The sequence below is a fragment of the Lysobacter sp. S4-A87 genome, from assembly GCF_022637455.1.
In the GTDB taxonomy this organism is placed as follows: Bacteria; Pseudomonadota; Gammaproteobacteria; order Xanthomonadales; family Xanthomonadaceae; genus Lysobacter_J.
Window position 1 is genome coordinate 768,196 of sequence record NZ_CP093341.1, and the last position, 14,091, is coordinate 782,286.

8 protein-coding genes and 1 pseudogene are annotated in these 14,091 nt (G+C 67.3%); 2 read left to right on the forward strand and 7 right to left on the reverse strand.

Annotated features, from left to right (window positions below; all coding sequences use genetic code 11):
* Positions 1-9: 9 nt before the first annotated feature.
* Positions 10-945 (reverse strand): AraC family transcriptional regulator, encoded by a 936-nt coding sequence (locus tag MNR01_RS03440; protein ID WP_241919583.1) that lies wholly within the window; start codon positions 943-945, stop codon positions 10-12.
* Positions 946-1,176: 231 nt separating this feature from the next.
* Between MNR01_RS03440 and MNR01_RS03445 the strand changes: the two genes are divergently transcribed.
* The gene (locus tag MNR01_RS03445; protein ID WP_241919584.1) at positions 1,177-4,413 is read left to right on the forward strand and encodes an efflux RND transporter permease subunit; all 3,237 of its coding nucleotides are present in this window, start codon (positions 1,177-1,179) and stop codon (positions 4,411-4,413) included.
* Entirely contained in the window at positions 4,410-5,525 is a 1,116-nt protein-coding gene (locus MNR01_RS03450; RefSeq protein WP_241919585.1) for an efflux RND transporter periplasmic adaptor subunit, read from the forward strand. The genes MNR01_RS03445 and MNR01_RS03450 overlap by 4 nt, the downstream gene beginning before the upstream one ends.
* 84 nt (positions 5,526-5,609) lie before the next feature.
* On the opposite strand, the gene MNR01_RS03455 is transcribed toward MNR01_RS03450, so the two are convergent.
* The 6 genes and pseudogenes from MNR01_RS03455 to MNR01_RS03480 form a co-directional block, all read right to left on the reverse strand.
* Positions 5,610-6,038, reverse strand: a complete 429-nt coding sequence (locus MNR01_RS03455; protein ID WP_241919586.1) for a VOC family protein — start codon at positions 6,036-6,038, stop codon at positions 5,610-5,612.
* A gap of 81 nt (positions 6,039-6,119) precedes the next feature.
* A pseudogene (locus MNR01_RS03460) lies at positions 6,120-9,226 on the reverse strand (discoidin domain-containing protein).
* A gap of 152 nt (positions 9,227-9,378) precedes the next feature.
* Positions 9,379-10,200, reverse strand: a complete 822-nt coding sequence (locus MNR01_RS03465) for a carbohydrate ABC transporter permease (RefSeq protein ID WP_241919587.1) — start codon at positions 10,198-10,200, stop codon at positions 9,379-9,381.
* Positions 10,200-11,081, reverse strand: a complete 882-nt coding sequence (locus MNR01_RS03470; protein WP_241919588.1) for a sugar ABC transporter permease — start codon at positions 11,079-11,081, stop codon at positions 10,200-10,202. The genes MNR01_RS03465 and MNR01_RS03470 overlap by 1 nt, the downstream gene beginning before the upstream one ends.
* Positions 11,078-12,373: a sugar ABC transporter substrate-binding protein gene (locus MNR01_RS03475; protein ID WP_345779040.1), complete on the reverse strand. Its 1,296-nt coding sequence runs from the start codon at positions 12,371-12,373 to the stop codon at positions 11,078-11,080. The genes MNR01_RS03470 and MNR01_RS03475 overlap by 4 nt, the downstream gene beginning before the upstream one ends.
* A 43-nt stretch (positions 12,374-12,416) precedes the next feature.
* The gene (locus MNR01_RS03480; RefSeq protein WP_241919590.1) at positions 12,417-14,090 is read right to left on the reverse strand and encodes a glucoamylase family protein; all 1,674 of its coding nucleotides are present in this window, start codon (positions 14,088-14,090) and stop codon (positions 12,417-12,419) included.
* Position 14,091 lies beyond the last annotated feature (1 nt).

Consider the following 14,091-nt stretch of genomic DNA (forward strand, 5'->3'; position numbering starts at 1 on the left):
CGCAGGCCATCAGACCTGCGGCACCGCCCGTGCCCGCCCGGCCTCGAAGCGCGGTGGCGCACCGAACAGACGCTTGTATTCGCGGCTGAATTGCGACGGGCTTTCGTAGCCCACGTGCCGCGCCGCGCTCATCGCCTCCATGCCACCGGCCATCATCAGGCGGCGGGCCTCGTGCAGGCGCAGGTGCTTCTGGAACTGCAGCGGCGACATCGTCGTTACCGCCTTGAACTGGTGGTGGAATGACGAGGTGCTCATGTGCACGCTGCTGGCCAGCTCTTCGATGCTCAGCGGTTGCAGGTAGCGTTGCCGCAACGTCGACACCGCGCGGGCGATGCGGCTCGAGCGGCCATCGGTGGCGGCGATCGAACGCAGGCGATGGCCCAGGTCACCGGTCAGGACGCGGTACAGGATCTCGCGCTGCGCCATCGGCGCCAGCACTGGCAGGTCCTGCGGCGTGTCGAGCAGGTTCATCAGCCGCAGCACCGCGTCCATCAGCGGCGTGTTGACCCGTGCGGCGTACAGGCCCGGATCCACTCCCGAATGCGTCGACTCATGGTCGACGGTGTCGGCGATCAGCCCGGCGACTTCGTCCGGGTCGATGTCCAGGCGCAGGCACAGGTACGGATGCTCGGGCGTGGCCTCGATCACCTGCCCGAACACCGGCAAGGTCACTGACACCACCAGGTAGTTGAGCGGGTTGTAGTGGTAGGTCTGGCCGTCGAGGGTGGCGATCTTGCTGCCCTGGGCCACGATGCACAGGCGCGGTTCGTAGACCACCGGGGTACACGCCGTGGGCGTACTGATCCGCACCAGGCTCAGGGCGTCGATCGCCGTGCCGTGGATGCCGTCGTCCGGCGTCAATCGGGCAATCCTGGCTGCCAGTTCCTCCAGCTTCGGACAACCCGCCTTGTGCGGGACTTCTGCCATGGAAGCGATGAGATTCATGGTTTTCACGCTCTCCAGCCTGACCGGGGCATTATCGGTGCAATCGGCGCCGGGAATGTGCCGATCTGGTCGATTTGCAGGATCAGGCAATTTTCAAGCAGCAATGTACTACCGCTGGCAGGGCCCGAACCCATAACGTATCCGGACGGTTCTGGCGGCGTCGGACGACGCCAGCCGGACGTGTCGACATGGATGCCGAAGCCTGCCCCCACTCCCCACCGGACGCACGCGATGTGGATTGTCCAATACGCCCTGAGCCGCCGGTACACCATCGGCGTGCTCGCGATCCTGATCCTGCTGTTCGGCACGCTGGCGACGCGGCGGATGCCGACCGACATCCTGCCCGAAGTCGGCATTCCCTCCGTCAACCTGGTCTGGACCTATAACGGCCTGCCGGCCGCGGACATGGCGGCCAAGCTGACCTCGTTCTCGGAGGCGGCGATCATGAACACCGTCGACGACCTCAAGGAGGTCCGCTCCGAGTCGCTCACCGGTGCCAGCATCGTCCGCATCGACTTCCAGCCGACGGTTAGCCTGGACCGCGCGCTCGGCCAGATCACCGCGGTGTCGCAGACCATCCTGCGGCGCATGCCGCCGGGCACCTCGCCGCCGCTGGTGATCCGCAACAACGTCTCCAGCACGCCGGTGCTGATGCTGGTGCTGTCATCGGACTCGCTGACCGAGGCCCAGCTGTACGATTACGCGCGCCTGCAGCTGCGTTCGCAGATCCAGACCATCCCCGGCATCCGCATGACCCTGCCCTACGGCGGCGCCGCGCGGCAGATCATGGTTGACCTCAACCCTGCGGCACTGCAGACCTACGGCCTGACTCCGGCCGACGTCACCACCGCGCTCGAACGCGGCAGCCCCACCCTGCCCTCTGGCTCGATCCGCGAAAACGCACGCGAGATGCAGATCTCGCTCGACACCAGCCCGGCCAGCGCCGCCGAGTTCCTGGAAATCCCGGTGGCCGCGCGCAACGGCACGGTCATCTACATCCGCGACATCGCCTCGGTCCGCGACGGCGGCGCGCTGCAGACCAACGTCGCGCGCATGGACGGTTCCAGTGCGGTCGCGGTGGCGCTGATCAAGCTCGGCGGTGCGTCGGCGGTCGAGATCGTGCGCGCCGTGCGCGAGCGACTGCCGGAAATCGAGGCCTCGGCACCGCCCGGCACGCGCATCCAGCCGATCTTCGACCAGTCGGTGTTCGTCGACCACGCGATCGACTCGATCCGCCACGAAGTCCTGCTGGTCGGCCTGCTGGTGGCGCTGGTGGTACTGGTGTTCATCGGTTCCTGGCGCTCGAGCGTGATCGTGCTGTCTGCGATCCCGCTGGCTCTGCTGGCCTCGGTGACGATGCTCAGCCTGCTCGGCTACACCTTCAACGTGATGACGCTCGGCGGCCTGGCGCTGGCGATCGGCATCCTGGTCGACAACGCGGTGGTCGACGTCGAGAACACCAACCGCAACATCGCCATGGGCAAGGACGTGCGCACCGCGATCCTCGACAGCGCCCGCGAGGTGGTGTTCCCGGAGATGGTCTCGACCATCTCGATCTGCATCGTGCTCACGCCCATCCTGCTGATGACGGGCCTGTCGGCCTGGGTGTTCACGCCGCTGGCGCTGGCGGTGATCTTCGCCATGCTCGCCTCGTTCCTGCTGTCGCGCACGCTCATTCCGGTGCTGTGCTACCTGATGCTGCCGGCCGACATCCGCAGCCGCGAGAATCCGCGCTGGAAGGCCGAGCGTGCGCTGCTCAAGGTCAACCACAAGGTCGAGCACACGCTCGATTCGCTGCGCGACCGCCACCACGCCCTGCTGGTGCGACTGGGCCACCATGGTGGTGTGCTGGCGCTGACCGCGCTGGCGGTGATCGCGATCGGCGCGGTGTCGGCGGTGTCGCTCGGCCGCGAGTACTTCCCGCAGGTCGATGCCGGCCAGCTGCGCCTGCAGGTGCGGCTGCCCAGCGGCACTCGGCTGGAGGAGTCCGCCGCGCGCCTGACCGAGATCCAGCGCGAGATCCGCAAGATCATCCCGGCCGCGGAACTGCAGACCGTCTACGAGCAGATCGGCATGCCCGACGCGGTCAACCTGTCGCTGGTCGACAGCGCGGTAGTCGGCTCGTTCGAGGCCGAAGTGATGCTGCAGTTGCGCACGCCGCATCACTCCAGCCATGACTACCTGGTGCAGATCCGGCGCCGCATCGCCGAACGCTTCCCCGACGTGAAGGTGTTCGAGCGGCCGCCCGACGCCACCAGCCGCACCCTCGCCGGCTCGGCCGCGGCCGCATTCGAAGTGCGCGTGATCGGCCGTGACGCATCCGGCAACCTCGCCCTCGCCCGCGAGATCGAGCAGCGTCTCAAGCATGTGCCCGGCGCGGTCGATGTCGCCCTGCGCCAGGTGCTCGACCTGCCCGAATACCAGGTGCGCATCGACCGCACCCGCGCCGCCCAGCTCGGCCTGGACGCGCAACAGGCCAGCCGCGCGGTGCTGGCGGTGCTCGGCTCGTCCGGCACGGTCACCCCGGTCTACTGGACCGACACGGTCAACGCCATCGCCTACACCGTGCAGGTGCAGGCGCCACCGGTGAACATGACCAGCATCGATGCGCTGCTCAACGCACCACTGCGGATCGGCAACGACGGCCAGGCGGTCCTGCTGCGCAACATCGCCACAGTAACGCCACGCAGCGTGCCCGCCAGCCTGGCACGCACCACGCTGGCACCGACCATCAGCGTGCTCGCCAACGTCGAAGGCACCGACCTGGGTTCGGTGCAGGACCGCCTCACCGCGATCACCACCGAACTGCAGGGCAAGCTCAAGCCCGGCAACCGCATCGAGATCGCCGGACAGGCCGGCGAGATGACCAGCGCCTACAGCGAACTCGCGGCCGGACTGCTGATGTCGGCGGCCCTGGTATTCCTGGTGCTCGTGGTCAACTTCCAGTCGTGGATCCAGCCGCTGGTGGCGATGTCGGGCCTGCCGCTGGCGATTGCCGGCGCCGCGTTCGGCCTGTTCGTGACCGGTACGCCGCTGAGCGTGCCGGCGCTGATGGGCGTGATGATGGTGATCGGCGTCTCCACGGCCAACAGCGTGCTGGTCACCAGCTTCGCGCGCGGCCTGGTCGCGGCCGGCCACGACCCGGAACTGGCCGCGTACGAATCGGCGGCCGTGCGCCTGCGCCCGGTGCTGATGACCGCCAGCGCCATGATCCTGGGCATCATTCCCATGGCGATCGGGCTGGGCGAAGGCGGCGAGCAGAACGCGCCGCTCGGACGCGCGGTGATCGGTGGCCTGCTGTTCGGCACGCCGGCGACGCTGATCCTGGTCCCCTCCATTCTCGCGGTGCTCGGACGGCGCATGCCGGCAGCGGCCAGACACGCTGCAATGCCCGACATCGACAGCAACCCTTCCAGCAGTGCCGACCCCACCGGCCCCACCGGCGTCGAAGCAGGAGCCACCCCATGATGATTTCCTACAGCAACTTCGCACGCGGGGCGATGGCGACTGCCGTCTTCACGGTGCTGGCGGCCTGCAGCAACGGCTCGGCCGAACCCACGCCCGCCACCGTCGTGCCGGAAGTGTTGACGGTGCGCGCCAGGGCCGCCGACAGCGCGTACGACCTGAGCCTGCCCGCACGTGCCGTGGCCGGGGAGTCGGCGCAGATCTATGCACGCGCCACCGGTTTCATCAGCGAGCGCCGCGCCGATCTCGGCGACAAGGTTGCGGCCGGCCAGATGCTGGCAGTGATTGCAGCGCCCGAGGCCGACCAGGCGGTGCGCGAGGCGCAGGCCGAACTGGCGCGCGCGCGCGCAGACGAAACGCTGGCCAAGGTCAACTTCGACCGCGCCAACGTGCTGGTGGGTTCCGGTGCGATCTCGAAGGAACTGTACAGCGACCGCAAGGCCAACCATGACGTCGCCGTCGCGGCCGAGGCCGCTGCCGAGGCACGCCTGACCTCGGCACGCGAGCGCCAGGGATTCCAGACCGTGCGCGCACCGTTCGCCGGCGTGGTCGTCGCCCGCAACATCGAACGCGGCGACCGTGTCGTCGGCGATTCCACCAGCGCCACGCCGCTGTTCGAAGTCAGCTCGCTCGACCCGCTGCGAGTGGTGATCGACGTGCCGCAGAACGTGGCACTGCAGATCCGGCCAGGCGTGGAAGCCGACGTCGGCTTTCCGGAACTGCCGGGGGAGACGTTCAAGGCGCAGGTGGTGCGCAGCGCGCAGTCGCTGTCGCGCGATTCGGGCGTGATGCGCACCGAGCTGCGCTTGCCAAACCCCGACAGCCGCATACCGGCGGGCATGGTCGGCAGCGTGCGACTGCATCTGTCTCGCCCGGCTCCGGCCACGATCCTGCCGTTGTCGGCGGTGATCCAGCGCGGCAGCGGCGCCCAGGTCGCGACCCTGAAGGACTCATCGCTGGATTACCGCGACGTCACCCTCGGCCGCAACCTCGGCAACGAGATCGAAGTGCTCTCCGGCGTTGCGGCCAACGACATCGTCGTGGTGGCGCCGAATGCGCTGCTGACCCCGGGCGCCCAGGTGAAGGCGCGCGAGATGACCACCGACAAGAAGTAGCCCGTAGCCCGGGTAAGCGAAGCGCACCCGGGTTGTCGGCGATTACCCGGGTGCGCTTCGCTTACCCGGGCTACGTTGACGCTGTCAGAACGTCACCTTGACCGACGGGGCGCTGCGCTTGGCCTCGCCGTGGTAGACGGCTTCGATGTTGTTGCCGTCCGGATCGAGCACGAACGCGCCGTAGTACCCCGGATGGTATTCGCGTTCACCGGGAGCGCCGTTGTCCTTGCCACCGTTGGCAAGCGCGGCCTTGTGGAAGGCATCGACCATCGCACGGTCCTGCGCCTGGAACGCCAGGTGATGGCGCCCGGTCAACTTGCCTTGCGCAGCTTCGCTGTCGGCAGTGGAGACGAAGAGCTCGTCGGCCCAGAAGTAATCGTCCGCGGTACCGCCCATCGGAACCTTGAGGACATCGAACACTGCGGTGTAGAAGTCCTGGCTGGCGCCCAGGTCGCGCACCACCAGCTGGATGTGGTCGATCAGGCGGCCACGATGCAATTCCTGCGTTTCCATACGATCTCCAGTTTCATGGTCCAGGCCGCCTAGATACCCCATTGCGAGCGGGGCAGCCATCACGGAACCTTGATCTTCGCCTCAGTGCGCCTGCCGCGGCAGTTCGATCTCCACGCTCGCCCCCGCGCGGTCGATTCGCAGTTCGCCGTTGAGCCACGCTGCCGCCCGACCGTCGATGCGCGTGCTGCCCGGCGCCTGCGGATACGGCCAGGTCAGGATGACGCCACCGGTCGGCGGAGTCAGTCCCGGACTGAGCTTGAACACGACACGCCTGCCCGACTGGCGCAGCGAATAGCCCAGCAGACCCTGTGGCGTGCGCAGGTTCGCGACGCTGACGCCCTCGCCCGCCAGCCAATCGGCAGGAACGCCGGCGGCAAGCACCAGCGCATCGTCGTCGTCGCGGCTGTAGGCGAACATGTCGAGCGCCGAACGCACGTAGTCGAGGCGACCCACGCATGCGGCAGATCGCCGAGGAAGAACGGTTTGCGCGGGGTGCGCGACACCACTTCCGCCCATTGGTTCCAGGCTTGCGGCTGCTGATCGGCGAAGAAGAACGCGAGTGCTTCGTGCGCGCGTTCGCGCCAGCCCAGGCGGACGAAGCTGCCGATCGTGCGCAGCTCGTAGGGCGTGTAGTCCTTCCATTCGCGCGTACCGTCGCGACGGGCGACAAACTCGCGCCAGTAGCGCTCGAACGTGTTGTGCAGCTGGTCCTGCGGAAGGCGGGCCTGCTCGCCGCCGGGTGCCAGCGCGATCGTGGTCGAGGTCGCGTCGAAGTCGCCCAGCTCGGCCGCACCCGGGAGGAAGTCGATGCCGTGCTGTGTCGTGGCCGCGCGCAGCGACGCGTAGAGATCGTCGCGGAACTGGTCGCGCGAGGCGGCCAGGCGCGCCGCCTCCTCATCGTGCCCGAGCCATTGCGCGATCTCGACCGCATCCTTGTAGCCGCGCAGCGTCCAGAAGTTGTCCCAGTACGAGTGCATCGGCTTGGCCGAATAGCCCTCGTGGCTGATCGAGGCCGGCATCATCCCGTAGAACGCCGGATTCCGGTCCCGGTTGGCCTGGGTGCGTTCGCTCAGCCGCAGCTGGTCCATGTAGCGCACCGCGCCCTGCACGTGCGGCCACATCGAGGCGAGCAGTTCGCGGTCGCGGGTGTAGCGGTAGACCTCGGCGACGGTGAACACCAGCTCGCCGTGGCTGTCGTTCTCCGGCACCGGATCGCTGCCGCGATCGTCCACGCAGCACGGCACCTTGCCGTTGTCGAACTGATAGGGCGCATACCAGCGCAGGAACTCTTCCGCGACATCCTCACGCCCCATGCGCAGCAGGCCCTCGCCGATCATCGCGCCATCGCGGATCCACGCCCGCGAATACGAACGCGTGCCCGGCTGCAGGCGCGGGCCGATGCGACTGACCAGCATGTGCGCCAGCGCAGTGCGCAGGGTGTCGACGACGTGCTGGCCCTGCGCCGGCACGTGCAGCTGCACGCGGTCGAGCTTGTCGCGCCATTGCGCTGCGGCCTGTTCCTGCATGGCCGCGGCGTCGGCGCTGCCCAGCGATGCAGGCAGTTCGCCGGTAAGCGGTGCGATCCAGTCCACATCGAACGACTCTCCCGCGGCAAGGCGCACGGCATGGTTGAGCACGCCGCTGGCCAGGCCGGTGGGATCGTCGACCTGGGTCTGCACCACGGAGGATTCCTGCGCTGAGTCCTGCGCATCGAACGTCGTGGCGTGGACACTTGTCGCCGCCCGTGAGAGCCGCAGCCGTGGCCGGCCATCTACCGTCACCAGATCGCGCTCGAGCGCCAGCGCGTGGATCGCGCTGACGCCACCCACGGTATTGAGGAACTGCGTCGGCGGATTGACCTGGAGCGGCCGCACGCGCAGGGCCAGCACGTAGTCCTGCACCGTGTTCGTCGTGTTGGTCAGGCGATAGCGTCCGACCAGCTGCGACCGCGACTGCGTGCCCTGCCCGAAAGCGGTGACGTCGAGACGGAAATCGGCGTGCTGCCACTGCACCGTTGGAATCGGCAGGTAGCCGTCCTGCAACGACTGCGAGATCCCGGCACCGGCCCAGTCCACGGCGCCATTCGCGGTGACGACCCGTGGCTCTATGCTGAAGCCGCCCTTGCCGATCTCGATCGCTCCGTCTTCGCCGATCAGGCCCTGCTCACGGCCACCGTCGATGCCCAGGATCGTCCAGTAGGACTGTTCGCCGCTGAAGCCGCGCGGCCACGTGCCCCGGGGCGACTCCGCGGCGACCGAGCGCACGAAGTCGTTCGGCGTGGCAGCGAATGCCAGCGGCCGGACGCTGAACTCCGCCAGTGCGATCTGCGGCGACGGCGCCGCCAACGGCGTCAGTCGCAGATAGCGCGCCTCGGACTCGGGTAACGCCAGGTAGTCGTTGCCGCCATCGGCGCCACTGACCTCGCGCGCCAGGCGCCAATGGCGATGGTCGTCGGACACCTCGACGCGGTAGTCCGTTGCCTGCTGCCCGGGCAGCCAGCGCAGCACCACGCCGCCGAACTCGCGCATGCGTCCGAGATCGAGCCGGAACTGCGGCGGCCGCGCCGGTTCGAGCGCAGCGCGCCACGCAGTCGCGGGATTGCCATCGACTGCGTCCGCGGCCAGCGCATCATCGACCGTCGCGCCGGCGCGCCCGACCAGTGGTGAGTCGTCCTGCGGCGGCAACGCCCGCATCGCCAGGTCGTCGAAGCAGACCGAGCCCTTGCCACCGGCGCTGTTGTAGATCGTGAACTCGACCCGGCGGCTGTGGCGCAGGGTCGGATCAGGCGCCGGCCCCCAGGCGCGACTGATGTGCCGGCGCTTGTACTGCACCTGCGTCCACTGCGCGGGAAAGGCGTAGCGTGGACGGTTCACCCACCAGACGTTGTCGCCACTGTCGTCGACCAGCTTGAACTGCAGGTCGTTGGCAGGCGAATCGCCGCGCAGCTGGAAAGTGAAGGCGTAGTTGTCCGGATAGTCCAGCGGCAGCTCGCGGGTGATGCCGGCATAGCCGGAAACGCCGTTGAAGTCGTAGTCCAGGCACAGCGCCTTGCCATGCGTGCCGGCGACGCTGCGGATCTTGCCGCTGACCTGGTCGGAGGTCACCACCGTCCAGGCCCTTGCTGACTCGAAGTCGTCGAGCCGCCCCGCGGCGCTCTGCGCGGCCACAACCGTCGGCACCAAGCCCATGCTGGCGACGGCGCTTGCGAACGCTACGGCGACCATTCGTGCCGTCATCCCGGCCAAAGCCGGGATCCATCTGGCTTTTGCCCTTGTGACCGCCAGAGCAAGATCAAAGTGGATCCCGGCTTTCGCCGGGATGACGCGGGGTGAGTCGCCACTCACCCTTTCACGCTCCCGACCAGCAGCCCCTGCAGGTAGTAGCGCTGCAGGGCCAGGAACAGCAGCAGCACCGGCAGCACCGTGACCACCGAGCCGGCCATCATCATCTCGTTGTCCTGCACATGCTCGCGCGACAGGGTCGCCAGCGCGACCGGCAGCGTCTGCAGGCTCTTGTCGCTGAGCACGATCAGCGGCCACATGAAGTCGTTCCACGACGCCAGGAACACGAAGATCGCCAGCGTCACAAGGATAGGTTTGAGCACCGGCAACACGATCTGGAAGAAGATCCGCGCCTCACCCGCCCCGTCGATGCGCGCGGCCTCGAGCAGTTCGTCGGGGATAGAGCGCGCGTACTGGCGTACCAGGAAGATGCCGAACACGGTCGCCATGCCCGGTACGATCGCGCCGGCATAGCTGTTTACCAGCCCAAGCTGCTTGAGCATCAGGAACAGCGGCATCATCGTTACCTGGGCCGGGATCACCAGCGCCGCCAGCAGCACCCGGAAGATCCGCTCGCGCCCGGCGAAGCGCAGCTTGGCGAATGCATAGCCGGCCATCGTGTTGAACAGCACGCCGATCAGCGTGGCCAGGGTCGCGATGAGGAAACTGTTGAGCAGGTAGCGGCCCATGCCGGCACGCGCGAACAGCTCGTGGTAGTTGTGCAGCGTCGCGCTTGCAGGCAGCAGCGGCGGCGGAAACTGGCTGGCTTCGCCCGGCTGCATGAACGACACCGAAAGCATCCACAGCAACGGCGCCACGCTGATCACCCCCAGGGCAATCAGGAGGCCGTTGATGATGGCTTTGGCCAGGCGTGGCGTCATCACTCCGCCCCCTTGCGCCGCGCGAACCAGAACAACCCGCTGGTCACCGCCGTCATCAGCACAAACAGCATGAATGCCACCGCCGACGCGTTGCCCAGGTTCCACCACTTGAAGCCCTCGTCGTACATCAGGTACAGCACGCTGACCGTGCTCTGCAGCGGTCCGCCCTGGGTCATCACGTAGGGCTCGGCGAACAACTGGAAATAGCCCGACAGGGTCAGGATCGACACCAGCAGCAGCACCGGACCGAGCATCGGCAGCGTGACGTGGCGGAACTGCCGCACGGGAGAGGCGCCGTCGATGCGTGCGGCTTCGTACAGGTCTTCGGGGATGGCCTGCAGCCCGGCGAGGAAGATGATCATGTTGTAGCCGAAGTTCTTCCACACGGCGAACAGGATGATCGTCGGCATGGCCCACTTCGGGTCGCCGAGCCAGTCCACCGGATCGATGCCGACCCAGGACAACGCCCAGTTCACCAGGCCGTAACCGGTGTGGAAGAGATAGCGCCAGATCACCGCCATCGCCACCACGGTCGTCACCACCGGGGCGAAGTACGCAGTGCGGAACACCGGCTTGAACCGCGCCAGCCGCGAATGCAGCAGCAGCGCGGCGGCCAGCGACACCGCGATCGACAGCGGCACGCCCACGACCACGAAGTACAGCGTGTTGCCCAGCGCCTTCCAGAACAGCGGGTTGTGCAGCAGGCCCAGGTAGTTGCCCAGCCCGACGAATCGCAGGTTGGCGATGTCTGACAGGGAGTAGATGTCGAAGTCGGTCAGGCTCAGCGCGAACGCGGCCAGCACCGGCAGGCCGAAGAACACCCCGATCACCGTCAGTGCCGGCCCGGCGAAGATCCAGCCGGCGGGGCCCAAGCGGATCATGGCGCCGCTCCGATCGTGCGGTGGTCGAGCATCCAGCGCCGCTTCTCGAGGATGTTGTCGGCGCGGCGGTCGAGCTCGGCGGCGGCCTCATCGACACTGAGCCGGCCGTTCGCCAGTTGCTCGCCGACGAGCTTGATCTCGTTGGCGATGCGCTCCCACTCCGGCACCTTCGGCGTCGGGCGCGCCCGTTCGAGCTGGTCGCGGAATGCGCGCGCGTAGATGTCGTCTTTCAGCGACGGCGCGTCCCAGGCACTGCGTCGCGGCGGCAGGTTGCCGGTAAGCGCATGGAAGCGCACCTGCACGTCCGCCTCCGATAGATAGGCGACCAGCTTCCACGCCGCATCCTGGTGCGTGGACTTGCGAAACACGACGAAGCTGGCGCCGCCGGCGACCGAGGCACCCGGACCGTTCTCGCCGGGCAGCGGCATCGTCATCCAGGTCGACTGCAACTGCGGCGGCAGCCGGTTGCGGAACTCGGCGATGTTCCATGGGCCGTTGACGTAAAAGCTGAAATGGCCGCGACCGAACTCGTTCCAGACATTCGCGATCTGGGTATTGCTGGCCACCGGCGCCCACTTGTTGACGAAGACGTCGCGATAGAAGCCCAGCGCCCGCTTGAACCCGGGGCTGCGGAAGTTGCCGTAGCGGCCGTCGTCGCGCAGCAGCGGCTCGGGCGACTGGATGCCCAGGTTCAGCAGCGGCTCGGCTTCGTTCAACGGGAACAATGCCGCGTAGCGGTTCGGGCCTACCTCGCGCTTGATCGCCGCCATCGCCACCTTCCATTCCGCCCAGGTGCGCGGTGGCTGGGCGATGCCGGCCTTCACGAGCAGGTCGCGCCGGTAGAACGGCAAACGGGTCTCGACGTACCAGGGCACGGCGTATACGGTCGTACCGATCACGCCGGTGTCCCATGCCCCCTGGAAATAGTCCTGCGCCTGCAGTGTCGGCGTGGTGGCCAGGCGCGCATCGAGCGGCGACAGTGCGTTGAGCAACGAGAATTCCGATACCCAGGTGTTGCCGATCGCACCGACATCGGGCAAGGCATCGCCGGCGAACGCGGTCAGCAGCTTTTCGTGCGCGGAGATGATCGGCAACTGCTGCAGTTCGACACGGATGCCCGGATTGCGACGCTCGAACTCCGGGATCAGCTGGGCAACGACTTCGCCTTCGTAGCCCATCGCCCAGAAGCGGACCACCTCGCGGCTATCGCCATCGCGCGAGCAGGCCGACACGAGCGCGACTGCGGCCAGCGCGACGGCGGCCAGCACGACGATCGCCACGCCCCAACGCAGGCGGCTCCACACGTTCTGGCGCTTGTGCGCGATCACGTCATGCTCACTGCTGCGGCTGCTTCGATGGCCTGGCCGCCGGCTTCGACGGCTTCGGCGCATCCGCCGCGGCCTTCGGCGCGGGCTGCGCATCATCGGCCTGCGCCGCGCGCGATTCGGCCTCGCCCAGCGCCCGCGCGGTCGCCGCGTCCTTCTCCGACTTCGTCTGCGGCAGCGGCTGGGTGCTGACCGTGTCGCCCTGCGGCTGCAGCCAGCCGCCCTTGAACCCGGCCTTCTCCAGTCCTGCGCGGATGTAGGCATTGCGCTTCATCACGTTCCAGACGAACTCGTTGCGGTAGTTGGCGATCATCGCAAGGATCGGCCCCTGGTCGATGCCGATGTAGTCGCTGGCCACCCAGCCCTTGTCCGGCACCAGGCGCCCGGTCTTGAGCGGGATATCGAAGTCGAAGCTCGGATTGAACGAATCGAGGAACCCGTAGCTGGAATACAGGTAGTCCCCATAGCGCTCGTGCAGGGCGACGGTGGTCGGAATGACGATTTCCGGCGCGAACGGCAGTGAGCCGATCACCGCCGTCGGCGCCAGCGTGCCGTCGTCGAAGGTGTCGCGCAGGCCGGCACCACGGGCGGAATAGTGGCGGAACTGACGCTGCTCGCCGTTGTACTCCTGCAGCGTCTGTTGCGGGCCGTCGCTGGCGGTCAGGCCCCAGGTCTCGTGGCCATAGTCCTCCCACTTCATCGGGTTGGCGATGGCGTAGGCACGCTGGGCATAGGCGGCGCGGCGGCTGTTCTCGAAGTAGTCGATGCCGCGCTCGCGCATGTAGTTGTCCTGGATGCCGCGGAAGTCGATCCAGACGTGACTGTACTGGTGGCCGAACATCGGGCCGAAGGCGAGGAACTCCTCGCCCTGGTACACACCCCAGACATCGTTGTAGGTGCGCGTCCACACCGTCCAGGCGTCGGCGTCGACCGGGTGCGTGGGCGAAGCCATCGCCAGCACGTACAGCATCATCGCCTCGTTGTAGCCGGTCCAGTCGTGCTTGATGAAGCCGCTCTCCGGGAACCAGCCCATCGAGATCAGCGGCTTGTTCTGCTGCAGCCAGGTCCAGTCGACCTTGCGGTACAGCTCATCGGCAATCTCGCGGATCTGCTTCTCGCGCGCATCGTCGCGGTCGTAGTAACTCTGCGCGAACAGCACTCCCATCATCAGCAGCGCCGTATCCACGCTGGAGAGCTCGACCCAGCTCTGGAAGCGATGACCGGTGTCCATGTCGAGGAAGTGGTAATAGAACCCCTGGTACGCGCCCTTGCCCGTGTCCTGCGGACCGGACTGCATGTCGCGGAAGAACTTCAGCGTGACCAGCGTGCGGTCGACCGCCTGGTTGCGGTTGATCCAGCCGTTCTCGACGCCGATCGGATAGGCGGTCAGGGCGAAGCCGACCGAGGCGATGCTGGCAAACGGGCGCGACGGGTAGCGATCGGGCGTGAGGCCATTTTTCTCGTTGGTGGTGTCCCAGAAGAACTGGAACGTCCGCTTCTCGATATCGGCGAACAACGGCGGCAGCTCGAGCTTGGCCGGCTTGAGCGGCTCCACTTCCACCGGTGGCGCAGAGGCGACCGGGTAGGTCTGGGATGTCGGTTCGCTCTGCTTGCAACCGGCCGCAAACACCAGCAACGCCATCAGCGATGCCACACCCAAGTTGCGTCGAAACGAATCAGACATC